General features: G+C 35.4%; 25 protein-coding genes and 1 tRNA gene. 11 read left to right on the top strand and 15 right to left on the bottom strand.

Annotation, left to right across the window (positions count from 1 at the left end):
- Nucleotides 1-16: 16 nt before the first annotated feature.
- Nucleotides 17-1,054 carry an A/G-specific adenine glycosylase gene (mutY, locus tag NCE97_RS00495; protein ID WP_353776905.1) on the bottom strand — a complete coding sequence of 346 codons (1,038 nt, stop codon included), beginning with the start codon at nucleotides 1,052-1,054 and terminating at the stop codon, nucleotides 17-19.
- A gap of 133 nt (nucleotides 1,055-1,187) precedes the next feature.
- Between mutY and NCE97_RS00490 the strand changes: the two genes are divergently transcribed.
- Complete coding sequence (locus NCE97_RS00490) at nucleotides 1,188-1,478, top strand: HU family DNA-binding protein (protein ID WP_353776904.1); 291 nt, start codon at nucleotides 1,188-1,190, stop codon at nucleotides 1,476-1,478.
- 312 nt (nucleotides 1,479-1,790) lie between these two features.
- Entirely contained in the window at nucleotides 1,791-3,329 is a 1,539-nt protein-coding gene (locus tag NCE97_RS00485; protein ID WP_353776903.1) for an Rne/Rng family ribonuclease, read from the top strand.
- 561 nt (nucleotides 3,330-3,890) lie between these two features.
- Here the strand turns inward: NCE97_RS00485 and NCE97_RS00480 are convergent.
- Together NCE97_RS00480 and NCE97_RS00475 are read right to left on the bottom strand one after the other, a co-directional pair.
- Nucleotides 3,891-4,514 (bottom strand): response regulator, encoded by a 624-nt coding sequence (locus NCE97_RS00480; protein WP_353776902.1) that lies wholly within the window; start codon nucleotides 4,512-4,514, stop codon nucleotides 3,891-3,893.
- A gap of 49 nt (nucleotides 4,515-4,563) precedes the next feature.
- On the bottom strand, nucleotides 4,564-5,004 hold the full coding sequence (locus NCE97_RS00475) for a retropepsin-like aspartic protease family protein (protein ID WP_353776901.1): 441 nt from the start codon (nucleotides 5,002-5,004) through the stop codon (nucleotides 4,564-4,566).
- A gap of 49 nt (nucleotides 5,005-5,053) precedes the next feature.
- Here NCE97_RS00475 and NCE97_RS00470 point away from each other — a divergent pair, with 49 nt between their 5' ends.
- The 8 genes from NCE97_RS00470 (at nucleotide 5,054) to NCE97_RS00435 (ending at nucleotide 10,316) form a co-directional block, all read left to right on the top strand.
- A complete protein-coding gene (locus tag NCE97_RS00470; protein ID WP_353776900.1) occupies nucleotides 5,054-5,833 on the top strand; it encodes a TatD family hydrolase in 780 nt (259 codons plus the stop codon).
- Entirely contained in the window at nucleotides 5,830-6,852 is a 1,023-nt protein-coding gene (locus tag NCE97_RS00465) for an asparaginase (protein WP_353776899.1), read from the top strand. Before NCE97_RS00470 ends, NCE97_RS00465 begins: the two co-directional genes overlap by 4 nt.
- 76 nt (nucleotides 6,853-6,928) lie before the next feature.
- Nucleotides 6,929-7,016 (top strand) — tRNA-Ser (locus NCE97_RS00460).
- A gap of 157 nt (nucleotides 7,017-7,173) precedes the next feature.
- Nucleotides 7,174-7,935, top strand: a complete 762-nt coding sequence (locus NCE97_RS00455; RefSeq protein WP_353776898.1) for a MotA/TolQ/ExbB proton channel family protein — start codon at nucleotides 7,174-7,176, stop codon at nucleotides 7,933-7,935.
- 23 nt (nucleotides 7,936-7,958) lie between these two features.
- Complete coding sequence (locus tag NCE97_RS00450; RefSeq protein ID WP_353776897.1) at nucleotides 7,959-8,411, top strand: hypothetical protein; 453 nt, start codon at nucleotides 7,959-7,961, stop codon at nucleotides 8,409-8,411.
- Between the two features lie 8 nt (nucleotides 8,412-8,419).
- Complete coding sequence (locus NCE97_RS00445) at nucleotides 8,420-9,040, top strand: ExbD/TolR family protein (RefSeq protein WP_353776896.1); 621 nt, start codon at nucleotides 8,420-8,422, stop codon at nucleotides 9,038-9,040.
- 14 nt (nucleotides 9,041-9,054) lie between these two features.
- Nucleotides 9,055-9,525 (top strand): ExbD/TolR family protein, encoded by a 471-nt coding sequence (locus NCE97_RS00440; protein WP_353776895.1) that lies wholly within the window; start codon nucleotides 9,055-9,057, stop codon nucleotides 9,523-9,525.
- 95 nt (nucleotides 9,526-9,620) lie between these two features.
- A complete protein-coding gene (locus NCE97_RS00435; protein ID WP_353776894.1) occupies nucleotides 9,621-10,316 on the top strand; it encodes a porin family protein in 696 nt (231 codons plus the stop codon).
- Here NCE97_RS00435 and NCE97_RS00430 read toward each other — a convergent pair.
- The 11 genes from NCE97_RS00430 to rplM form a co-directional block, all read right to left on the bottom strand.
- Entirely contained in the window at nucleotides 10,311-10,919 is a 609-nt protein-coding gene (locus NCE97_RS00430; RefSeq protein ID WP_353776893.1) for a hypothetical protein, read from the bottom strand. The genes NCE97_RS00435 and NCE97_RS00430 overlap by 6 nt on opposite strands.
- Nucleotides 10,916-12,379, bottom strand: a complete 1,464-nt coding sequence (rpoN, locus tag NCE97_RS00425; protein WP_353776892.1) for an RNA polymerase factor sigma-54 — start codon at nucleotides 12,377-12,379, stop codon at nucleotides 10,916-10,918. The genes NCE97_RS00430 and rpoN overlap by 4 nt, the downstream gene beginning before the upstream one ends.
- A gap of 50 nt (nucleotides 12,380-12,429) precedes the next feature.
- The gene (gene asnS / locus NCE97_RS00420) at nucleotides 12,430-13,863 is read right to left on the bottom strand and encodes an asparagine--tRNA ligase (protein WP_353776891.1); all 1,434 of its coding nucleotides are present in this window, start codon (nucleotides 13,861-13,863) and stop codon (nucleotides 12,430-12,432) included.
- A 107-nt stretch (nucleotides 13,864-13,970) separates the two neighbouring features.
- A complete protein-coding gene (locus NCE97_RS00415) occupies nucleotides 13,971-16,376 on the bottom strand; it encodes an efflux RND transporter permease subunit (RefSeq protein ID WP_353776890.1) in 2,406 nt (801 codons plus the stop codon).
- A 63-nt stretch (nucleotides 16,377-16,439) separates the two neighbouring features.
- Nucleotides 16,440-17,714, bottom strand: coding sequence for a DUF5686 family C-terminal domain-containing protein (locus NCE97_RS00410; protein ID WP_353776889.1), 1,275 nt, complete (start codon nucleotides 17,712-17,714; stop codon nucleotides 16,440-16,442).
- A gap of 56 nt (nucleotides 17,715-17,770) precedes the next feature.
- Nucleotides 17,771-18,328, bottom strand: coding sequence for a ribosome recycling factor (gene frr / locus NCE97_RS00405; RefSeq protein WP_353776888.1), 558 nt, complete (start codon nucleotides 18,326-18,328; stop codon nucleotides 17,771-17,773).
- A 44-nt stretch (nucleotides 18,329-18,372) separates the two neighbouring features.
- Complete coding sequence (gene pyrH / locus NCE97_RS00400; RefSeq protein WP_353776887.1) at nucleotides 18,373-19,080, bottom strand: UMP kinase; 708 nt, start codon at nucleotides 19,078-19,080, stop codon at nucleotides 18,373-18,375.
- A gap of 124 nt (nucleotides 19,081-19,204) precedes the next feature.
- Nucleotides 19,205-20,035, bottom strand: a complete 831-nt coding sequence (gene tsf, locus NCE97_RS00395; protein WP_353776886.1) for a translation elongation factor Ts — start codon at nucleotides 20,033-20,035, stop codon at nucleotides 19,205-19,207.
- A gap of 85 nt (nucleotides 20,036-20,120) precedes the next feature.
- The gene (rpsB, locus tag NCE97_RS00390; RefSeq protein ID WP_353776885.1) at nucleotides 20,121-20,903 is read right to left on the bottom strand and encodes a 30S ribosomal protein S2; all 783 of its coding nucleotides are present in this window, start codon (nucleotides 20,901-20,903) and stop codon (nucleotides 20,121-20,123) included.
- Nucleotides 20,904-21,033: 130 nt separating this feature from the next.
- The gene (gene rpsI / locus NCE97_RS00385) at nucleotides 21,034-21,420 is read right to left on the bottom strand and encodes a 30S ribosomal protein S9 (RefSeq protein ID WP_353776884.1); all 387 of its coding nucleotides are present in this window, start codon (nucleotides 21,418-21,420) and stop codon (nucleotides 21,034-21,036) included.
- Complete coding sequence (rplM, locus tag NCE97_RS00380; RefSeq protein ID WP_353776883.1) at nucleotides 21,420-21,875, bottom strand: 50S ribosomal protein L13; 456 nt, start codon at nucleotides 21,873-21,875, stop codon at nucleotides 21,420-21,422. The genes rpsI and rplM overlap by 1 nt, the downstream gene beginning before the upstream one ends.
- Before the next feature lie 249 nt (nucleotides 21,876-22,124).
- Here rplM and NCE97_RS00375 point away from each other — a divergent pair, with 249 nt between their 5' ends.
- Nucleotides 22,125-24,785 (top strand): DUF5916 domain-containing protein, encoded by a 2,661-nt coding sequence (locus NCE97_RS00375; RefSeq protein ID WP_353776882.1) that lies wholly within the window; start codon nucleotides 22,125-22,127, stop codon nucleotides 24,783-24,785.
- Nucleotides 24,786-24,789: 4 nt separating this feature from the next.
- On the opposite strand, the gene NCE97_RS00370 is transcribed toward NCE97_RS00375, so the two are convergent.
- The gene (locus NCE97_RS00370; protein ID WP_353776881.1) at nucleotides 24,790-25,488 is read right to left on the bottom strand and encodes a hypothetical protein; all 699 of its coding nucleotides are present in this window, start codon (nucleotides 25,486-25,488) and stop codon (nucleotides 24,790-24,792) included.
- Nucleotides 25,489-25,525 lie beyond the last annotated feature (37 nt).

The following is a 25,525-nucleotide window of genomic DNA, read 5'->3' as shown; positions in this document are numbered from 1 at the left end:
ATAAAAAATAAAACACTCAATTGAAGTTAAAACTATCCAAAAAGTTACTTATTAAAATAGAGGTAGGGAATGTTTTTAATTTTGAAATTGGTACAGCAGCATCACCAAGATTGTCGGTTTCTATAATCCAAAACTTAGTGTACAAATGCTGGTGAGACAGCTTATGAACAATAGGATTGTTATTATAGACAGAAACACTCTTTAGCTGTAAGTCATAATTTGCCTTGAACACAGCATGAAGTGCAAGGTCCTTAACTTCTTCTTCAGATTCAATTAGAGGGAATTGATACAGATTTTGCCAAATACCTTTCGAAGTTCTTTCTTCAAAATAAGTTTTTCCATCAGATGATATAAAGACCAAAAAATTGAAATGCTTTTTAGTAATACGTGTTTTTTTAAGTTTTACTGGCAGCATTTCTATCTGTTTATTCTTTAAAGCCAAACAACTGCTATTCAATGGACATATTTCGCAGTTTGGGTTTCTTGGCTTGCATTGCCTTGCTCCAAACTCCATTATGGCTTGGTTATGATCTCCAGGGTTTTCATGATCTATCAATTCAGTAGCAAGAGCTTTAAAGGATTTAATTCCTTCAGAACTATTGATTGGTGTTTCAATACCAAAGTATCTCGATAAAATTCTATAAACATTACCATCAACCACAGCATTAGGTAAATTAAAACAAATAGAAGCTATTGCGCTGGCTGTGTAGTCCCCAACACCTTTCAATGCTTTTAGATCTTTATAATTGTCTGGGAAAACACCATTCAACTCTTCGGAGATGTATTTTGCAGTATAGTGAAGGTTACGTGCTCTAGAATAATAACCTAAGCCTTGCCAAAGCTTTAAAACTTCAGATTCCTTGGCCGCAGCTAGAAGGTGAACAGTGGGATACTTATTTACAAAAGCTTCATAATAAGGTAAACCCTGCTTAATTTGGGTCTGCTGCAATATTATTTCTGAGAGCCATATGTAATACGGATTTTTTGTTTTCCTCCAAGGGAGTTCTCTCTTGTTTGTTGAATACCAGTCACTTAAAATTTCACTAAAATTCATTTATAAGCTCAATTTGAAGCAAAAATAATCCTTTATCAGGTTAAATTTTAATTAATTACACTTGAAAAATTGAAATTAAATTACATATATTTGCATCCCTTATAATTAATAGTTAACCCTAAAATTAATAACAATGACAAAAGCAGATTTAGTGGCTAAGATTTCAGATAAATTAGGAATTGAGAAAGGTGATGTTCAAGCCACAGTTGAGACATTTATGGAAGAAGTAAAAACATCTTTAGTAAGCGGAGATAACGTTTATTTGAGAGGTTTTGGAAGTTTTATTATAAAGACAAGAGCTGAGAAGACAGGAAGAAATATTTCTAAGAATACAACAATAAAAATTCCTGCACACAATATTCCTGCATTTAAGCCTGCTAAAGTTTTTGTAGAAGGAGTAAAAACAAATGTTGAAGTTAACTAACAAGACTTTAACTAATATTAACCGAATTAAAGTATAATTTATGCCAAGTGGTAAAAAAAGAAAAAGGCACAAGGTAGCGACGCACAAGCGTAAAAAAAGAAGACGCGCTAATCGTCACAAAAAAAACAAATAAATTGAAAAAGTAGTTGTTTTAACTACTTTTTCGGTTTTTAAAAAACGTTCTTTGATATAGAATCTGTAGCTAATGATTACCACCTTGGGTAAGCGCTATAGATTTGCTGGATTTTTAATCCTGTGTCAAAAAGTAATAATCCATCTATTGCATTATTGCGATGGATATAAATTAACATTATGGATAAAGAATTGATTATTCGATCGAGTTCTGATATTGTTGATTTTGCCTTATTAAAAGATGGAAAACTTATAGAATTGCACAAAGATGAAGAAGACAACAACTTCTCTGTTGGTGATATTTTTATCGCTAAAGTTAGAAAAGTTGTACCAGGTCTTAATGCTGCATTTGTTAATGTAGGATACGAGAAAGATGCATTTTTGCATTATCACGATTTGGGACCACAACTCTCTTCACTTTTAAAATTCGTAAAACGTGTAAGCACAGGAAAACTAAGAGATTACTCTCTAAAAAGTTTCCAATTTGAGAAAGATATTGATAAACATGGAGCAATAGCTAATGTGTTAAAATCAAATCAATCCATTTTAGTACAAGTCGTAAAAGAACCCATATCTACAAAAGGACCTCGAATAAGTTCAGAGTTGTCCATTGCAGGTAGATATATAGTATTGGTTCCATTTTCCGATCGTATTTCAATTTCGCAGAAAATTGAATCGAAGGAAGAAAAAGATCGCTTAAAGCGATTGGTAAAAAGTATTACACCAAAAGGGTTTGGTGTTATTGTACGTACAGTAGCCGAAGATAAAAAAGTTGCTGAGTTAGATAAAGACTTACAAACATTGCTAAAACGATGGAATGCAATGTGTAAGAAACTCTATAGAGCACATCATCCTACAAAAGTCTTGGGAGAGATGAACAAAGCTTCATCGATCTTGAGAGATATTTTTAACGATTCCTTTTCGAGTATTATAGTAGATGATGAAGCTTTGTACGAACAAGTAAAAGACTATGTGCATCAAATTGCGCCTAAAAAAGAGAACATTGTAAAATTTTACAAAAATGGTGTTCCAGTTTTCGAAAAATTTGGAATAGAACGCCAGATTAAAACCTCTTTTGGTCGAACAGTTTCTATGGCAAAAGGAGCCTATTTGGTAATAGAACATACCGAAGCCCTACATGTCGTAGATGTAAATAGTGGTAACAGATCTAACAAAGAAAAAAACCAAGAGGATACAGCTCTAGAAGTAAACTTAATTTCTGCAACAGAAATAGCTCGTCAATTGCGCTTGCGTGATATGGGCGGAATCATAGTTGTAGATTTTATAGATATGAATAAAGCTGAAAATCGAAGGACCTTGTACAATCATCTTCGAGAAGAGATGAAAGACGACAAGGCCAAACACAAGATACTACCACCAAGTAAGTTTGGTTTGGTACAAATAACCAGACAACGTGTAAGACCAGAGCGCAATATTAAAACCAAAGAAGAAAATCCTAATGGATCAGGTGAAGTAGAAGCACCAATTGTATTAGTGCAAAAAATTACCAATGATTTAGAAAGAATTTTCAAAAGAGACTATAAAAAGGTAACCCTAAATGCACACCCTTTTATAGCTGCCTTTTTAACAAAAGGTTTCCCATCGGTACGTACTAAATGGTTTATGGAACACAAAAAGTGGGTAAAAGTTTTACCAAGAGATGCTTACACATATCTTGAATATCATTTTTTTGATAAAAATGGCAATAAAATCAAATAATATCCAAAAAAACCCTTTCAATGCAATTGAAAGGGTTTTTTGTTTTTAAAAAGCAACGTTATAACCAACACATTGCTTTTCCTTAAAATAACTAACTATAACTAAAAAAAATTAACAATAATGTTAGCCAATACAATAAGTAATGCACTAACAATAAGACTAATTATGAGAAGTCGATTTGGTTGCATGTAATTGTTCTTCATTGGTTCCATACCTAAGTTATCTATTTTAAAAGCTCCAGACCAATGACAATCCGGAGCTTTATTTCCCTATTTGGAGCGTTATTGATTAATAGCAATGTAAAATTCGTTATAAAAACAATATCAAACAATACGTAAGATTACGTATTTTTTAGCGGGTCACTTAACCTTTTTGTAAGAAAAAGCTCCAGATATAAAATCCGGAGCTTCACTCGTTCCCCTAAGAACTAATTAATTGCTAAGTTATTAATGAAAAACCCTTTAATAACTACGTAAAATTCGGCATAAAAGAAACACGACACAATACGTAAACCTACGTATTTTTTAAAGTAAAAAAATTAAAATGCTGATAATCAATTAATTATAAAAACTCTTGATTTTCTTTTGTCCAAACTAACAAGCTATTTTGCTTGTGGCTAAGTCCTAACTTCTTGATAATGTTGCTTTTATGCTTCTCAACGGTTCTAGAAGAAATTGAAAATGCTAGACCTATTTCTGCTGCAGTTTTGTTTTCTGAGATAAGTTTTAAGACTTTTTTCTCGGTAGGAGTTAATTTATTTAATTCGGAAGGAGGGTTTTTAGATTCTAGGCTAGAAATCAGTTCTGGGCTAAAATATGGCTTACCGTTTATTACAGAAGCGATACAGTTTTCTATTTCTGTAAGTGCAAATTCCTTTAAGACATAACCAAAAATATTTAATGCTTTGGCCTCATTATAAAGCTTCTCATCTTTTTCAAATGTGATAACGATGATTTTAGTTGCGTATTGACGCTCTTTACAAATTTTAGCAATCTGTATACCAGTGTAATGCGGCATTTGAATATCCAAGATTGCGATGTCTGGCTTTATGGACTCTATAAAATTCAAAGCCGACTTTCCATCACTTGCACAGGCTTCAATGGCATAGTCACGTTCCAAAAGAAACTCTCGCAGTCCTTTCAAAATTAGGGGATGATCATCTGCAATAATAATAGAGGGTTGCATTGCTATTAATTAGTTTTTGGGATTTACTAAGTTACTATTAATTAAAATATCACAATTTCAGATACAAGTACTTCTTCTCATAATCAATGATTGCCTTTCCCTTTTTAAGGATATCTGCACCGATAATACCATCAACAGGATTAGAATTATGATTTACTAATCCAGTATTTACATGAGTAAGATTAAATAGGATAAGTACCACCCTATCTTTTTTCCACTTCCCAATCTTTACTTTATTTTGCTTAGAGATTTGAGTTTGCATGTTAGAATCGCCAGCACCTACTGCTCTTATTTCAGAATCCTTAACCTTCAAATTAAAAGTGTCTATAGCTTCAAAACCAACACAAGAGCTAGAAGCACCTGTGTCCAATATAAACAGCCCTTTTCTACCATTTATTCTTGCAATGATCTCAAAATGATTTGTTTTTGTAAGGTGCAGTTTAACCTTAGTATAACCTTTAGACAAAAGATAATCCTGTAAAGTATCCATAGTGAGTATTTGTACAAATATAATGTTATAAATCAATTATTTTTGTGCCATGATTATAACAGATACTCACACCCATTTATATTCGGAGGCTTTTAATGAGGATAGGACAGAAATGATACAAAGAGCTATAGATAGTGGTGTTTCAAGATTCTTTATTCCTGCAATCGATTCTTCATATACAGAATCAATGTTAAAATTGGAGGAAGATTTCCCAGATAATGTAAACTTGATGATGGGCTTACACCCAACAAGTGTAAAGCCAGATACTTATAAAGAAGAATTGCAATTAGTATACGAGTGGTTTTCAAAAAGAAAGTTCTGTGCAGTTGGCGAAATAGGGATTGATCTATATTGGGATAAAAGTACTCTGGCAATTCAGCAAGAGGCATTTAAGATTCAAATTGAATTAGCAAAAAAATATGGCCTACCAATTGTGATTCATTGCCGAGAAGCTTTTGATGAAATCTTTGAAGTTTTAGATGACGTTAATGATGAAAAACTATTCGGAATTTTTCACTGTTTCACAGGAAACGAACAGCAGGCTGAGCGAGCAATATCCTATAATATGAAACTGGGAATAGGTGGAGTAGTCACTTTTAAGAATGGTAAAATAGATCAGTTTATTAATACTATAGACTTAAAACATATTGTGTTAGAAACAGATTCACCATATTTAGCACCAAAACCCTATAGAGGAAAACGTAACGAAAGTGCATATATAGTTTATGTTCTCGAAAAATTATCAGAACTTTATCAAATGCCAAAAGAAGAGATTGCAAGCATTACAACCCAGAATGCTTCTGAAGTATTCAATACTATTAATCAATGATTCCTAAAATACTCCTTATATATACAGGCGGAACTATAGGTATGGTCAAAGACCCAGATACTGCCGCTTTAAAAGCATTCGATTTCAAAACATTACTAGAGCGGATTCCTGAGTTAAAGCTTCTCGACTGTGATATCGATACTATCTCGTTTGATGATCCTATAGATTCTTCAAACATGAACCCAAAATATTGGAAGCAGATTGCAACAATTATAGAGGATAATTACAATGCTTTTGATGGTTTCGTTGTTTTACACGGAAGTGATACGATGAGCTATTCGGCTTCAGCATTGAGTTTTATGTTAGAAAATTTAGCAAAGCCAGTCATATTCACAGGATCACAATTGCCAATTGGAGACCTGAGAACAGATGCTAAAGAAAATCTGATAACATCAATACAAATGGCTTCACTTCAGCATTATGGGAAACCAATGATTAAGGAGGTAGGATTATATTTTGAATATAAATTATACAGAGGTAATAGAACGACAAAGATTAATGCCGAACATTTTGAAGCTTTCGAATCATTAAACTATCCGCATTTAGCAGAATCTGGTGTCCACTTAAATGTGAATAAAGAGGCATTGTTTAAACCCAATACCAGAAAGAAACTGATCATAAGAAAAGAGTTAGACGACAACATAGCTATCCTTAAACTCTTCCCAGGAATAACAGAGTCTGTATTAAAGAGTTTTTTTTCAAATCCAGAACTCAAAGGCGTTATATTAGAAACTTATGGCGCGGGCAATTGCACCACTGAAGCATGGTTTTTGAACATGCTCAAGGAAGCCGTACAAAAAGGAATACACATTATTAATGTAACACAATGCTCAGGAGGTAGTGTTATTATGGGTCAATACGACACTAGCACAAAATTAAAATCGATAGGTATTATTTCTGGAAAAGACATTACAACAGAAGCAGCTACAGCAAAACTTATGTATATGCTTGGAGAAAAAATTCAAGCTAAATCCTTCAAAACCATATTCGAAACTTCCCTTAGAGGAGAAATGACTTAAATTCCCTAGGTATTCGTTTTTAGAATTAAAGTTTTTTTTGTTATTTGACGCACTGTTTTTTTGAACAGTCAAAACTAGAGAGGTGGCCGAGTGGTCGAAGGCGCACGCCTGGAAAGTGTGTATACGTCAAAAGCGTATCGAGGGTTCGAATCCCTTCCTCTCTGCTAAAGAAAACATGTGAAAAGGGTACGATTTTTGTGCTAGTAATGCTAAGCTACCAGAACACTAATAAAGCCTAGCGATGAGCGTTAAATTTTAACTTTTGGTAACATTTTTTTTTTATCTTTAACACTTTAACTAATAAAATTAAGATTAAGAACAATGAAAAGATTATTTTCTATCCTAGCCATTGTAGGATGCATGGCTTTCGGAACAGCTAATGTTAATGCTACAACAGCATCAATGGCTACTACAACGACAACAGTAATTCAAGAAGAAGCTCCGGCTGAAGATCTAGGATTCCATCAAGAGTTGAAGAAACGTTTTATTGAAGGAGGTCCTGGCTTCATGGGTATTGTATTACTTTGTTTAATTCTTGGTTTAGCCATTGCTATCGAAAGAATTATCTTTTTAAACTTATCTACAACTAACTCTAAGAAATTAATTGCTAATGTAGAAGATGCTTTAGCTTCAGGAGGTGTAGAAGCTGCTAAGGAAGTTTGTAGAAATACTAAAGGTCCTGTTGCTTCTATTTTCTATCAAGGATTAGACAGAGCAGATGAGGATATCGATGCTGCAGAAAAAGCAGTAGTAGCCTATGGAGGCGTACAAATGGGACAATTAGAGAAGAATGTTTCTTGGATCTCATTATTTATCGCCTTAGCACCAATGTTAGGGTTCATGGGAACAGTAATTGGTATGATCCAGGCATTCGATAAAATTGAAGCAGCTGGTGATATGCAGCCTTCTCTTGTAGCTGGTGGTATTAAAGTAGCACTTCTTACAACGGTATTTGGTCTGATTGTTGCTATTATATTACAGATATTCTACAACTACATTATTGCAAAAATTGATAGCATTGTTAATGATATGGAAGATGCTTCAATCTCATTAATGGACTTGTTAGTAAAGCACAAGAAGTAATAACCTAATAATATAGTTACACTATGAATTCACAAAAAATATTAACCATAGTAGCTTTAATTATTGGTGTTATTTCAATTATACTACTAGGTATGATTATAAGCATGGGCGATACCGCTATTAAAGATGCTTTTGCCGGTGGTGAGTCAACAGGCTCTGTTGATCCACTAATGAATGTAGCCTATGTAGTACTTGGATTAGCAGTAGTTTTCACAGTAGTTTTTACACTAAAAAATATTGCTACTAACCCAGCGGCTTTAAAAAGCACACTAAGAAGCGTTGTCGTTTTCGGTGTTCTTGCTGCTATAGCCTATGTAATGGCTCAAGGTGTTGAAACACCAATGAAAGACGGCGAAGTATTGTCTGCGTCAGGATCTAAATTAGTAGGAACAGGATTGTACTTGTTCTACTTTTTAGCTGTTGTTGCTCTAGGATCAATGCTTTTATTTGGCGTTAAAAAAATGATCAGTAAATAATATAAGGTATGGCAAAAAGAGCAGCACCAGAAGTAAATGCAGGCTCAATGGCTGACATAGCTTTCTTACTCCTTATCTTCTTCCTAGTTACTACAACTATTGAAAAAGATAAAGGGATTTTGAGAAGTTTGCCACCTATTGAACCACCTAATGACGACGAGGTCGTTATTAAGGAAAAGAACTTATTTATAGTACTATTAAATAGAAACGATCAATTACTTGTAGAAGATGATCCTATGGAGATTAAAGATCTTAGACAAGCAGCTATTGAGTTTTTAGATAATGGTGGAGATGGCTCATGTAATTACTGTCAAGGTAAGAGAGATGAGGCGTCGTCTGATAATCCTGATAAAGCAATTATATCCATGCAACACGATAGAGAGACATCTTATGGAAAATATATTTCTGTACAGAACGAGCTCGTTGCGGCATATAATTTCTTAAGAAATAGAGAAGCTAAGCGACTCTATGGGAAATTCTACCCAGGAGAAGATGACGTGTACAATGCAATGTTAGCACAGAAGGAGAAAAATCAGTTTAAGAAAGATGAGGAACTTAACGGACGAATTGAAGAAATTAAGAAGATGTATCCTTTAAAACTTTCTGAAGCTGAACCTAAGAAGAATTAAATCTACAATTAGTTATGTCAAAATTTAAAAATAAAAAGAAAGGCGAACTACCAGCTATATCTACAGCATCTTTACCAGATATTGTATTTATGTTGTTATTCTTCTTTATGGTTGCAACCGTAATGCGTGACAATACTTTATTGATAAAAAATTCATTACCTAATGCGAATCAGGTAGAGAAGCTTAAAAAAGATAGAACAACGTTCATATACATCGGAGAACCTGCAGATAGATTCAACGGTAAATATGGTACAGAAGCAAGAGTTCAAATCAATGATAAGTTTTCTAGCTTAGAAGGCATAGGTCTAGCAGTACAAGAGTATGTTACTGGTCTTAATGAAGAATTTAAAGACAAGTTTGTCGTTGCACTGAAGGTTGATAAAGAAGCAAATGCTGGTTTAGTTTCTGATGTGAAACAGGAACTAAGAAAAGCTAATGCACTTAAGATAATGTATGTTACTGGAGAAGGCGAAGTAGAAGAATAGCCTTCCCAAATCAATTGTTATAGTTCTTAATTGATTTATATAAACAAAGCGTTATGATGGTAATAAATCATGACGCTTTGTTATTTTTATAAAATATGAGAGTCCTTACCTTAATATTTGTATTTCTTATTTCTATTCAGAATATATCTGGTCAAACAGACACAGATAGTACTGCAGTAGATAACAAATATAGAGAAGACCAGTTTTACATATCTACGACTTATAATCTATTGGGGAATAAACCTAGTGGTGTATCTCAACGTGGATTCTCAACAGGATTTCATTTAGGCTTTATAAGAGATATGCCTATTAACGAAAGACGAAATTTTGCCATAGGTCTTGGAATAGGAGTGTCTTCGAACTCTTACAATAACAATATTCTAGTGTCCGAAGATAATCAAGGTGTTAATTACACTTTGATTGATGATACTGATGCATCCTTCTCGCGAAACAAACTAACAACCTATTTGATAGAAGTTCCCTTGGAGTTTCGATGGCGAACTTCTACAAGTACAGTGTATAAGTTTTGGAGGATATATACAGGATTTAAGTTTGGCTATGTTGTTTACAATACTACCAAATTTAGAGGAAGTCTAGGTAATATTGATACTTCAGGAATTAGTGATGTCAATAGAATTCAATACGGTATTACACTAAGCGCAGGATATTCAACATTCAATTTTCATCTGTATTATAGCTTGAATAATATTTTCAAAGATGAAGCAAAGCTTAATGATCAAACTATCGGAATCAATGCTGTTAAAATAGGGTTGATCGTCTATATACTATAACCAAAACTGCAACAGTAGAAGCTGAGGAATAAACCCAACAGCAAACCCAATAATCAATTCAGGAAAAGTATGTGCTTTGAGATGCAATCGCGATGTAGCGATAGCTCCCAAAATAATGGCCATGAGTGCTATGGTACCATTGATGTTTACTTTAAAATGAATGCCAACTGCCAAAGCAAACATGAAGAATCCAGATGCTGCTATCATATGTATACTAGCCTTTACTTTCAGCATCGCTAGAATCAAGCAGGATAGAGACGAGAAAAGAATTCCAATAAAAAAGTAATAGAGTTCTATAATTTCATCTGGCGGCAATACTCTTTTTACGATTAACAGCGCGATGACACAATTAAGAAGCAAAGGAATAATACGTTCTTTAGTAGTCTTCAAATAAATGGTGTCTACTTTATTTATAGTCTTCAACATATAAAAGAGTAAAATAGGGAGTATAATCGTTAGAATACTTACAGAGAATAGCTTAGCATTTTGTAAAGGATCTGGGATGAAACGTGGCGTTTTGTGAAAGTAAAACATAACACCAAGAACAGGCATTATTAGCGGATGGAAAATAAATGATATGGCTTTTAGGATATGATTGGTCATATCTTTTTTCGTAATCTCGCCACAGGGATATCGAGCTGTTCTCTATATTTTGCAACCGTACGTCTAGCTATAGGATATCCTTTTTCTTTTAAAATAGTAGCTAGCTTTTCGTCCGTTAGAGGCTTTTTCTTGTCTTCGTCTTCAATAACGGTTTCCAGTATCTTTTTGATCTCTCTTGTGGAAACATCTTCACCTTGGTCATTCTTCATGGATTCAGAAAAGAACTCCTTAATAAGTTTAGTACCATAAGGTGTGTCTACATATTTACTATTGGCAACACGAGACACCGTAGAAACATCCATATCGATTTCATCGGCGATATCCTTAAGAATCATTGGTCTTAACTTACGCTCATCACCAGAAAGGAAATAGTCTTTTTGATAATGCATTATAGCACTCATCGTTACAAAAAGCGTTTGTTGTCTCTGTTTTATAGCTTCTATAAACCATTTTGCAGCATCAAGCTTTTGCTTAATAAACAACACAGCATCTTTTTGCGATTTAGACTTATCCTTTGATTCTTTGTAGCCTTTGAGCATATTGTTGTACTCTCTGGATACGTGAAGCTCAGGAGCATTTCTACCATTTAAAGTTAGCTCTAATTCACCATCAACAATCTTTATTGCGAAATCTGGAACGATATGTTCAACAATTTTGTTATTCCCAGCATAAGATCCACCTGGCTTGGGATTCAAACGTTCAATTTCCTCGATAGCATCCTTAAGCTGAATTTCAGAAACGTCAAACTTATGAAGTAACTTTTGATAGTGCTTTTTAGTAAACTGATCGAAAGCTTTATCGATAATAGCTATAGCTAGCTCAACATCTGGAGTTTTAGTTTTACGATGCAGTTGAATACTCAAACACTCTTGAAGGTTACGCGCACCAACTCCCGAAGGGTCTAATTGATGAACTACCTTTAAAACGTTTTCAATCTCATCTTCAGTAGTATAAACATTTTGAGTAAAAGCCAGATCGTCCATAATATCACTCAAGGAACGACGTATGTAGCCACTCTCATCAACACTGCCAACTAAGAAGTTAGCAATATCTTCTTCATTTTCAGAAAGACGAAAGGTGTTTAACTGATTTATGAGATGTTGCGTAAAAGACATTCCAGCCGCATATGGCACACTCTTTTCCTCATCATCACTACTGTAATTATTCGCTTGCGTTCTGTAATCTGGAATCTCATCATCACTTAGATAATCATCCACATTAATATCTTCGGCATCGATAGTTTCACTATCGTTATACTCGTCATTAGAGTTATCGAAATCGTCAAAACCATCCTCTGATGCATCTTTCTCTTTACCACTTTCTAAGGCAGGATTCTCTTCCAATTCTTGTTTTAAACGTTGCTCAAAAGCTTGCGTAGGCAATTGTATCAGTTTCATTAACTGAATTTGCTGAGGTGACAGCTTTTGAGAAAGTTTGAATTGTAAATACTGCTTTAACATAGGTTAAATCTCAATGACTAATTAAAGATAGTAAATAGAAACAGAATATATTAGAACTCTGCATTTTGAGGCGTTCTTGGATAAGGGATTACATCTCTAATGTTGCTCATACCAGTCGCAAACATTACCAAACGCTCTAGACCCAGTCCAAATCCAGAATGTACAGCTGTACCATATTTTCTTAGGTCTAGATACCACCATAATTCTTCTTCCGGAATATCTAACGCTGCCATTTTCTCTTTTAGTACCTCCAGACGTTCTTCACGTTGAGAGCCTCCAATGATTTCTCCAATCCCTGGAAACAAAATATCCATGGCTCTAACCGTTTTCCCATCTTCGTTTAAGCGCATGTAAAACGCCTTAATGTTTGCAGGATAATCAAATAAGATTACTGGACATTTAAAGTGTTTTTCTACTAAGAAACGCTCATGCTCACTCTGTAGATCAGCACCCCATTCTTCTATGATATAGTCGAATTTCTTTTTCTTGTTTGGTTTACTATTGCGTAAAATGTCAATAGCTTCCGTATAGCTTACGCGTTTGAAATGATTGTCTACTACAAACTTCAATTTCTCAATCAATCCCATTGGACTGCGTTGTGCTTGAGGTAATTTTTCTTCCTCTTTTGCTAAGCGTTCATCCAAAAACTCTAAATCTTCTTTATTATGTTCTAAAACATAGCTAATCACAGATTTCATGAAGTCTTCAGCTAAGTCCATGTTTCCTGCTAAATCCATAAAGGCAACTTCTGGCTCTATCATCCAGAATTCAGCCAAGTGACGACTCGTATTAGAATTCTCTGCTCTAAACGTCGGGCCAAAGGTATAGACCTTACCAAGAGACATAGCATAAGTCTCTGCTTCTAATTGACCAGAAACCGTTAAGTTGGTTTCTTTTCCAAAGAAATCTTCTTTATAATCTACTTCACCCTCCTCTGTAAGTGGTGGGTTTTTTGGATCTAATGTAGATACTCTAAACATTTCACCAGCACCTTCTGCATCACTGCCAGTTATAAAAGGTGTGTGCATATAATAGAACCCATTGTCATTAAAATACTTGTGTATTGCAAACGACAAAGAAGAGCGCAAACGCATTACGGCACTAAAGGTGTTGGTGCGAGTTCTTAAGTGAGCATTATCACGTAAAAATTCAAACGTATGCTTCTTAGGTTGAATAGGATACTCTTTAGGGTCAGAGTCTCCTAGAATTTCAATGTCATTAACTTGAATTTCAACTTTCTGACCTTTACCTTGGCTTTCAACCAACGCTCCTTTTATATGCACCGCAGCACCAGTAGTGATACGCTTAAGAATAGATTCGTCTGTATTTTCAAAATCTACAACACACTGAATATTATTAATCGTAGAACCATCATTTAGAGCAATAAAACGATCTGCTCTAAACGTTCTTACCCAACCTTTCACCTCAACTTCTTGCAAGCTGATATCATCCGATAATAATTGTGCGACTGTACGACTTGTCATAGTTCAAAAAATTTAAAGTGCAAAGATAAAAAAAGACCAATGCTTTAAAACTTAAATCACTAAAAACAATACTAATAAAATAATGGATTACAGCGCAAGATTTATCCCTATTCTTCCTCGTCTTCAGAAATGTCTTCAACAGCCTCAGGAATAATTTGAATCGCAGGCTTACGAAGTACTTCTTTATTGGCAATGCTTCTTTCCAATGATAGTAATAGCGAAGGCAATAAGAGTAAGTTGGACAACATTGCAAATAATAGTGTGGCAGATACCAAAGCACCCAAAGCTACCGTACCACCAAAACTTGAAATGGTAAACACGGAGAATCCAAAGAATAATACAATGGACGTATAGAACATACTCACACCAGTTTCGCGTAATGCTGCGTAAACAGACTTTCTAATTTTCCAGTGGTTAGCCTGAAGTTCTTGTCTGTATTTTGCTAAAAAGTGAATGGTGTCATCCACAGAAATACCAAAAGCAATACTAAAGACTAATATGGTCGAAGGTTTTATTGGTACACCAAGATAACCCATCAGTCCTGCAGTAACTAGTAGTGGCAATAAGTTAGGAATTAACGATACTACAATCATTCTCACAGACCTAAACATATATGCCATAAATAGCGATATAAGGAATATAGCTAGTGACAGTGAAATAATAAGATTATTTACTAAATAAGTCGTTCCTTTTTGGAAGACTAACGCTTTACCAGTTACTGTAACATCGTAACGCTCTTTTGGGAATACTTTTTCAATCTTATCATTGATATTCTCTTCGATACGTTTCATACGATCCGTACCAATGTCTTTCATGAAAGTGGTAATCCTAGCATAACGGCCAGTACTGTCCACAAAGTTTTTCAAAAGGTCAACATCTGAAGAAGACTTCTTTATGTATGAAGAGATAAATAAATTTTCCTGACTGGTTGGAAGCTGATAGTATTTCGGATTGCCATTAGTATATGCTTGCTTAGCATACTTTACCAAACTCACTACGGAGACAGGTCTAGATAGCTCTGGAGTCTCAGTGATGAGGTCTTCAAGTTGGTTCATACGCTTGAGCGTAGCGAGCTTCATTACACCTTTTTTACGCTTGGTATCAACCATGATTTCTAATGGCATGATACCATTGAACTCTTCTTCAAAAAAGCGAATGTCTTTAAAGAATTGTTTCTCCTTAGGCATGTCTTCGATAAGACTTCCGGAGATAATAATCTTATTAATGCCAATCATACTAGCCATTAGTAATACCACAGCAGTAGCATAGATGGTAATACGTTTGTGCCTTACCATACGCTCCATCCAATTTACAAAACCACCAATCCAGCGTTTGTTTAAATGCTCAAGGTGGCGTGCTTTTGGATAAGGTAAAAAGGTGTATATGATAGGAATAATAAGTAAGCATAGTATGAATATTGCCAGAATACTCAACGATGCCACAATACCAAACTCTTTGAGCAACTTACTTTGAGTCAATATAAATGTTGCAAAACCGGAAGCCGTAGTAACATTGGTCATTAAGGTTGCATTACCAATTTTGGTGATAACGCGCTGTAATGATTTTACCTTATTTCCATGAGACTTTACTTCGTGTTGATATTTATTGATCAGGAAGATACAATTTGGTATTCCTATCACAATAATTAAAGGTGGAATTAGAGCCGTTAAAACAGTGATTTCATACTTCAAGAGACCAAGAATTCCAAAGGTCCACATCACGCCAACACACACAACTATGAGCGATATAAATGTGGCTCTAAACGATCTGAAGAATAAGAAAAATATAAGTGACGTCACTAATAATGCGGCACCAATAAACCAGCTAATTTCTTCAACAATTACTTGTGAGTTAAGTGTTCTGATGTAAGGCATTCCAGAGACTTTAACATCGAGGTTGCTCTCAGTTCTAAAGTCATTTATCTTATTTTCTAAGGTGTTGAGGATGAAATCTTTTCGGGCTGGAGTATTGACAATATCCTTCCTAAGATAAATAGCTGTGCGTACTGTCTTGGTTTCAGGATTAAATAAGAAATTGTCGTAAAAAGGGTATTTTTTAAATAATTCTTCCTGAAGCGTATTGATCTGCTCAATTGAAGTTATAGAGTCCTTGATAAAAGGTTCAATGTCAAACCGTTCTTCCTTAGTGTTCTTTACAAGTTTTTGTAAATCCTTAATGGATAATACAGTTTCAACTTCATCATAAGCCTTAAAATCATTAGACAAACGATTCCATGCATTGATCTTTTCAACCGTAAATAAAGAAGAATCTTTTACGCCTATAACGATGAGGTTGCCTTCTTCACCAAATACATCCAGAAAATTATTATAGGTAAGGTTTACCTCATGATCATCCGGAAGCATATTTGCTTCGGTATAGGTAAAACGCATGTGTTTCCATTGATAACTCCAAAAAACAGTGGCTAAAATCACAAAGATTAGGATAGTAATCTTGTTGCGAAGAATTAATCTTGCAACTGCTTCCCAAAAGCCTGTAGTTAAGAGTTTGAACATTAGCGTTATTAAAGAGGCGCAAAGGTAGAAAAAACCTAAGGATTAGCTCAATAAATTAACGTATTATAATGAAAGATTAAAGGTGAACTTAAATGCGACGTTATCTTCAAAATTTGGGAGATAGTAACTGCCATATCTATAGGCGAAGCTCAGTCCAAAACCGAACACAAGTTTGTTGATTTCTATACCAGATTCTGAATAAAGCTGATCAAGGGTATTGAATAGTATACCTTGATGACGCTCTTGATTTGCCATATCGCCAAGTGCATGTCGAGTGATGAGTACTAATTGTGGTTTGAACCATTCCGATATTTTGAAAGGCTTCAGATAGTGTTTGAATTGTAGCGTGGCAAATCTATCAGAGAAGAACTCATTAAAATACATGGTTTCAAAACTGTTGAGCCCAGCTACAGAAAAACGTTGTAATATGGTTTCTTTTGTGATGTTGTTTGGATACGCATGATACAGATGCGTAAGTGGTGTGTCTCCATTGGCAAATCCTGCCGTGAGTGTAATGTTCGACCTCGAAGTATTGCCGTGCGTCATTTCGTAAATGGTTCTGAAATCAAATTTTGAAAAGTTGAAATCACTACCCAAAATGTCTGCAAAACTCTTAGTGTATTGAAGTGTAAATTTAGGAAACCCATTTTTAGTCTCGACTAAAACATCGTCTTTGAACTCGTAATTACTAAATGGACTCCATTGCAAACTTACCCTCGCTAGGCTGAGATCAAAGCTATTGAAGTTCAGACCGTTTAGTGCAAAATTATACGTGTACGTTGGGTTTACTTTACTTAAGGAAAACTGGGTTTCTGAAAGTAAATGTTTAGAGATTTGATGCTCTAATCCTATGGTTTTGGTAATATGCCTATGGAACAAATCAATGTTTAGCAATCGGGGTTCAAAAAAAGTAAAGAAGCGTTTATCCGTTAAAAACTTGGAGCTTCCCGTTTCTTGAAGATCATCCGTGTACGAAATATTAATCCAGGTATTGCGCTTAGGATTTACCCTAAGCCCACCAGAAATACTGTACTTGTCCTTATCGTCTTTAAAACCATAAACCCAATAACCGCTAATTCTATAACGCTCAGAAAAATTTTTGTTGGTAGTACCTCCAAGCCCTGTTCGAAGTCCTTCAAACTGATTGTACTTTATGAGATATCGAAGGTCGATATCAAAGTATCGAGTAGGGAAGTAGCCATTACCAAGATAACTTAAGAACTCAGCTTTTTTTATGGAATCCTGAGCAACTCTTGTAGAATCTTTGGAATTGGGATTAGTTTGCGAATGTGCACATAGGCTAAACAATAAGAATAATAATGCACAACGAAAAATCATTAAATGTGTGAGGGTTTTTGGTTAGCAAGAAAAAAGCGACTTAATGTCGCTTAAAATTATACAGTCATAATTTCCTTTTCCTTTAGGCTAAGCATATCATCAACTTTACTAACGTACTTATTGGTTAAATCTTGTACATCAACTTCAGCATTGCTTTTTACATCCTCGGAAGCATCTTCAACCTTCTTAATATCGTTATTGGCATCTTTTCGGGCATTTCTAACACCAACTTTTGCATCTTCAGCTTCAGCTTTAGCTTGTTTGGCTAAATCTCTACGACGTTCCTCTGTTAAAGGCGGTACATTAATGATGATAGATTCCCCATTGTTCATAGGATTGAATCCAAGGTTTGCTAGCATAATTCCTCTTTCAATTTCTTGAAGCATAGATTTTTCCCATGGTTGTACCGTAATGGTACGACCATCTGGAGTATTGACATTTGCAACCTGATTCAACGGAGTCTGAGAGCCATAATAATCAACCATTACACTACCCAACATAGCTGGACTTGCTTTACCAGCTCTAATATTGGACAATTGCTTCTCTAAATGCTTTACAGCATTATCCATTGCTTCTTTTGCAGTGTCTAATATAAATTGAATCTCTTCGTTCATTGTTTTAGTGTTTTAATTGATGCTCATCAAAATGTAAGCCAAATTTACAAATTCACTTTAGTTCCTATGTTTTCACCAGAAACCACCTTTAGTAGGTTGCCCTTTTTGTTCATATCGAAAACAATAATAGGCAGTTCATTTTCTTGACTTAGGGTGAAGGCTGTAGTATCCATAACTTTTAATCCTTGTTTAAGGACATCATCAAAAGAAATATGGTCAAACTTTACAGCTTCTTTGTTTTTTTCTGGGTCATCATTGTAAATACCATCTACACGAGTACCTTTTAGAATAACATCTGCTTTTATTTCAATAGCGCGTAAAACAGCAGCAGAATCTGTTGTAAAATAAGGGTTACCTGTACCACCACCAAAAATAACAACGCGTCCTTTTTCGAGATGTCTCACCGCTTTTCGCATAATGAAAGGCTCTGCAACTTCATCGATATGAATGGCAGATTGTAACCTCGTTGGGATACCTGAATCTTCTAAAGCACCTTGTAGGGCTAATCCATTAATAACGGTAGCCAACATTCCCATGTGATCTCCTTGAACTCTATCCATGCCATTGCTTGCGCCAGCAACACCTCTAAAGATGTTTCCACCACCGATGACTATTGCAACTTCAACACCTAAGTCTGTTATGGCTTTAACGTCTTCTGCATACTCTGCTAAACGCGTTGGATCAATACCATATTGTCTGCTTCCCATTAAAGCTTCACCTGATAGTTTTAGAAGTATTCTTTTGTATTTCATAAATGCTTTTGAAAGTTTAGCAAAACTAATCAAATATTGGAATCTTTAAAAGTGAAAATGATGAGAATAAAAAAAGCGCTTCGGTTACCGAAGCGCTTTTTTATGGTATTATATTTTGAATAGATTAACCTAAAGCAACACGCTTAAAGTCAACTACAGCAACATCACCAATTGACTTAACGTAATCAGCAACGCTTACTTTACTATCTTTAATGAAAGCTTGGTTTACTAAAGTGTTGTCTTTAAAGAAACGCTTTAATTTACCTTTAGCGATATTGTCTAACATAGCTTCTGGCTTACCTTCTGCACGTAATTGATCTTTAGCAATCTCAATTTCTTTTTCAACGATAGATGCATCTACACCTTCTTCGTTTAATGCAATAGGGTTCATTGCAGCAGCTTGCATAGCAACATCTTTAGCAACTACATCAGCACCATCAGCAGCAGCTGATAAACCAACTAAAGTAGCAATTTTGTTACCTGCGTGGATGTAAGATCCAACGAAAGGTGCTTCAACTTTTTCAAAAGCATTGATGTCTAGTTTTTCACCAATAACACCAGTTTGCTCAATTAATTTGTCAGCAACAGTCATTCCTCCAAAATCAGCAGCTAAAAACTCTTCTTTAGAGTTAAAGTTCAATGCTAATTCTGCCATATCGTGTGCTAATTTTACAAAGCTTTCGTTTTTACCAACGAAATCAGTTTCACAACCTAATACGATAGCCACACCAACAGTGTTACCTGCGTTTACTTTAGTAATTGCAGCACCTTCAGTAGACTCTCTGTCTGCTCTCTTAGCAGCAACCTTTTGACCTTTTTTACGTAAGATCTCAATCGCTTTATCAAAATCACCTCCAGCTTCTACTAAAGCTTTCTTGCAGTCCATCATTCCTGCACCTGTGGTTTTTCTTAGTTTGTTAACTTCTGCAGCAGTTATTTTTACTGTAGATTCCATATGATTTAAAAATTTAAAAAAGTCGTTTAAAACACTTCAACATTGAACCGCATTAAACGACTTATCAGTGTTGTGTTATTGTTATTTATTCTTCTTCTTGAGCTGCTACTGGTTCAGCTGGAGCAGCTGCTTTAGCTGGAGCTTTATCTGCTTTTGCAGCATCTTTCTCTGCACGCTCAGATTTACGCTCTGCTAATCCATCAGCTATTGCTGAGCTTACAATAGATAAGATTTTATCTATAGATTTAGAAGCATCGTCATTTGCAGGGATTAAATAATCAACCTGACGTGGATCAGAGTTGGTATCAACCATTGCAAAGATTGGAATGTTTAATTTTTGAGCTTCTTTAATTGCAATATGCTCACGCTTAATATCTACTACGAACAATGCACCAGGTAAACGTGTCATGTCACTAATAGAACCTAAGTTCTTTTCTAATTTAGCACGTTGACGGTCTACTTGTAAACGTTCTTTCTTAGATAGTGAGTTGAATGTTCCATCTTTCTTCATACGATCGATAGCAGCCATTTTCTTAACGGCTTTTCTAATCGTTACAAAGTTTGTTAACATTCCACCTGGCCAACGCTCAGTGATGTAAGGCATGTTTACAGCACCTGCTTTTTCAGCAACGATGTCTTTAGCTTGCTTTTTTGTAGCAACAAATAAGATTTTCTTTCCAGAAGCAGCAATTTTGTGAAGTGCTTGAGCAGTTTCATTGATTTTTGCTGCAGTCTTGTAAAGATTAATAATATGGATGCCATTACGCTCCATATAGATGTAAGGAGCCATGTTTGGATCCCATTTTCTGGTAAGGTGTCCAAAGTGTACACCTGCTTCAAGTAAGTCTTTAACTTCTACTTTTTCCATTTTTGTAATAGTTTACGTTCTTTAATTAGCAATGCTTAAGTGGTCATTTTTTGTTCGCCTTAAGCATTTAGATGCTAAACTAAATTTTGAGTTATTAATTGATAATGGCCAAATGTATTTGGCAATGATATTAACGCTTAGAGAACTGGAATTTCTTACGAGCTTTCTTCTGACCGAATTTCTTACGCTCTACCATTCTTGGGTCTCTAGTTAATAATCCTTCTGGCTTCAGGATACTTCTGTTTTCTTCATCAATTTCGCACATTGCGCGAGAAATTGCTAAACGTACAGCTTCAGCCTGACCTGTAATACCACCTCCATGTACATTTACAGTAATATCAAAGTTGCCATCATTGTTAGTCAAGGCTAAAGGTTGATTAACTTTATACTGCAATGGAGCAGTAGTAAAGTAATCTGCCAAGTCTTTTTTGTTTACCGTGATGTTACCTTTTCCTTTAGCAACATACACACGAGCAACAGCCGTCTTTCTACGGCCAATTTTGTGAATTACTTCCATTAGTTAAATTCGTTTAAATTAATCGTCTTTGGTTGTTGAGCTTCGTGTTTGTGCTCAGTACCAGCGACTACTGTTAAATTACGGAATAGCTCAGCACCTAATTTGTTTTTAGGGAGCATTCCTTTTACTGATCTCTCTACTAATCTTGTCGGATCTTTCTCGAACATTTCAGTAGCAGATAAACTTCTTTGACCACCTGGATATCCTGTATGACGCACGTAAGTTTTGTCAGTCCATTTCTTTCCAGTTAAGTTGATCTTCTCTGCATTAACAACAATTACGTTATCTCCGCAATCAACGTGTGGTGTGAAGTTTGGCTTGTGCTTACCTCTTAAAAGTTTTGCAACTTTAGATGCTAAGCGACCAAGAGTTTGTCCATCAGCGTCAACCAAAACCCACTCCTTGTTTACAGTGGCTTTGTTGGCAGAAACTGTTTTGTAGCTTAATGTATCCACACTTAATAATTTTACTTTCCTGTCTTACAGACAGATTTGATTAAACATTCCTCTCTAAAAAAGAGTTTGCAAATTTACGATAAATACTGTGATTACCAAATAGTATAGCCTACTATTTTCAAACAATTTTAAGGTGTAGAAATGCTATAGTCAAAATTTAGCGAAATGCGTTAATTTTTTATTAATGCGCATTGAAAACTGTAACAGTCGGTTTAGCTTTAAGTCTTTACAACCGTAAAGACTAAATCAATGCAATCAATCAAAAACTGTATATGGCTTTTTGCCATAATCTTTTCGGCTCAATTATACGCTCAGGATTCAATCATTCCTAGGCGATCTTACACAACTAAAGCGATAATAGGAGAACCACCAAGCATTGATGGTATTTTGGATGACAAAGCATGGGATTTGGTAGAGTGGACCTCGGATTATGTAGAATTTGAACCCGATGTTGGTACACCACCATCCGAGCAAACCAAGATGAAAATATTATACGATGACAAAAACCTATATCTCGCTTTCAGATGCTATCAAGCTGATCCTGCAACCATAGAAAAACGTATGGGAAGGCGTGATGATTTCCCAGGAGATTGGGTTGAAGTCAACATAGATAGTTATAATGATGATAGAACAGCCTTCTCGTTTACAGCCTCTGCTTCTGGAGTGAAGGGCGATGAATTTGTTTCTAATAATGGCAATAATTGGGATAGTAGTTGGAATCCTATTTGGTATATGGATACCAACATAGATGATGAAGGTTGGACAGCAGAGATGAGAATACCGTTAAGTCAATTGCGTTTTGGAAATGAACAAGAACAGGTTTGGGGATTGCAATCCACAAGACGTTATTTTAATAATGAAGAACGATCTACATGGCAACCACTTGAAGCCAATCCACCAGGATGGGTTAGTGAGTTTGGTGAATTAAGAGGGTTAATTGGGTTAACACCTCAAAAACAATTAGAAATTCAGCCTTATACAGTTGCCCAATTAGACACTTACGAAGCCGAAACTGGCAATCCGTTTAGAGATGGAACCGATACCAAACTTACAGGTGGATTGGATGCAAAGATTGGAATTACCAATGATCTTACGGTAGATTTAACCATCAATCCAGATTTTGGTCAGGTTGATGCAGATCCTGGAGCTATAGCGCTAGATGGGTTTGAAATCTTCTTTCAAGAGCGACGTCCATTTTTTGTTGAGAATAAGAATGTATTCGATTTTAGAGTCGGTGGTGGTGCAGATAATTTATTCTTCTCTAGAAGAATTGGGAGAACACCTCAAGGGTTTACCAGTGCAGATGGTAGTGTTGGTGAGTATGAAGATATTCCGAATTTCACGACCATACTTGGAGCAGCTAAGTTTAGTGGAAAAACAAAAAACGGTTGGGCTATTGGTCTTTTAGAGAGCATTACCTCAAAAGAATATGGACAAGTGCGACTTGACACTCGTGGTGATGTGTTGAATAACCTTCCGGAAGTTGGTACGCCTCGAGAAGAACTCGTAGAACCATTCACGAATTATTTAGTCGCTAGAACTCAGAAAGATTTTAACGACAGAAACTCTTATATAGGCGCAATTTTTACGGCAACGAATAGGAAGATAGAAGACAACGTAAGCTTTCTTAGAAAGAGTGCTTATACAGGAGGAGTAGATTTTAGACACAATTGGAAAGAGAGAACATATTATATTTTGGGGAATTTCAATTTTAGTACAGTTAATGGTAGTAAAGAGGCAATCGAAATTACGCAAAGATCATTAACGCATTTATTTCAACGAACAGATGCAAGTCATGTTGATGTTGATCCTAATAGAACATCTTTAACGGGTTCTGGAGGACGATTAGAGTTTGGTAAAGGTGGAGGAGGTAATTGGCGTTATACTTTTGGTGGTAACTGGAAGTCTCCAGAATTTGAGTTGAACGATATAGGATTTTTGAGGCAAGCTGATATCATATCACAATATTTTAATGTAAGGCGATTATTCAACAAACCTACAAGTTGGTATCGACGCGCTAGTTTACGGTTTGAGCAGTTTACACAATTTGATTTTGAAGGGAATTACAATCGTATTCAATACGAGATCAATGGAAACATAAATTACAAGAACAATTGGTGGACCGATTTTGGAGCTGCTCATAAACCAAGAATTTATACCAATACAATACTTCGAGGAGGTCCTAGATGGCGTTGGAGTGAAGAGAACTTTTGGTTTCTGTTTTCAGGAACTGACCAGCGTAAAAAGTTTAGTATGACACTAGGTTATGTGGACTCTAGAGCCAAGCAGAATAATTTTTCGGTACAGCGATACGAGATGAGGTTTAGATATCAACCGATTAATTCATTGAGTATGTCGCTCAATTTTCAATATGAAGAAAATCCGAACAAAACACAGTATGTTACTGAAACAGATTTTGCAGGGACACCAAGATACATTATGGGAGAAATCGATAATGAAAGCCTTAGTGCTACGCTAAGGGTAAACTACAATATCAATCCTAACCTCACAATTCAATATTACGGACAACCATTCATATTCAAAGCAAGTTACTCTAACTTCAATTTTGTAAACAACCCTATTGCTAAAGATTTAAGCGAAAGAGTAACATGGTACGATGACAATCAGATATCTTTTAGTGATGATGTGTATTCTGTGGACGAAAATCAAGATAGTGTTATAGACTACCAATTCAGTAATCCAGACTTTGCTTTCGTACAATTTAGATCCAATCTTGTTGCACGTTGGGAATACATTCCTGGCTCAGAAATATTCTTAGTCTGGTCTCAAGGAATCACAGGACTTGGAGATGTCAATAACAGCTTTGGTGATATTATCAACAATCAAATTTTTGGTGTAAAACCTGAAAACACATTCCTTATTAAGGCTACCTATCGTTTCGTACTCTAAAGTGCTATCGGACTCTTGCTTGTAATTCAGAAATGATATTAGAGTATTTTCTAAGGACACGATCCCATTCTCTAAACAACTGATCGCTTTTGACGCTCGTCAGAGGAAAGCCAGATTGTTCGCTGACTAATTTCACCTTAAAAACGGTTGGTTCGTCATTAGTTTGCTTTACAATGACACGAGTTCTTATTGAATTTTGAAGAAATGATTGTAGCGACCAAGCAGTACGTACATACCCAGTTTCCTTGTCGGTCATTTCAATAACATCAAAGTGAGATAACACTATTTGATTGATAAGTCGCCAAGCTTTGTCTTTAGAGGTGTTGTTACAAACCAATTCAATATCTACATTGGCAATATCTGTTTGAATAGACGCATTGAAGGCATCGTCTGGTCTTAGTTCTAGATAATAAGACTTAGGAGGTCTAGGCATGTTTTTTTTGTTGCAGAATTCTATTTTTTCGGATAAGAATCCTGTTTTCTTTACAATAACAGTGATGCAGTCTTTAGATGGTACTACAAGTTCCATACTTCCTTTGCCTAGAAGCTTTCCGTTGACATATATTTCGGCATCAGATTCTGAACAGCCAAAATCTATTTTCTTTTTTCCTGGAATGGGTGTTGATGTATTTTCTATTGAAGCATATCCTGAATTGAGCCCAAGACATAGGCATAAAATGAGGGTAAAAATGTTGCGGGTCATGATTAATAGAGTTATGATTAGATAACACAAATTATTA

This window comes from Winogradskyella sp. 3972H.M.0a.05 (assembly GCF_040493455.1).
Classification (GTDB): Bacteria; Bacteroidota; Bacteroidia; order Flavobacteriales; family Flavobacteriaceae; genus Microcosmobacter.
Note: the sequence above shows the minus strand (reverse complement) of the source record. Positions and strands in the feature narration are given on the sequence as shown.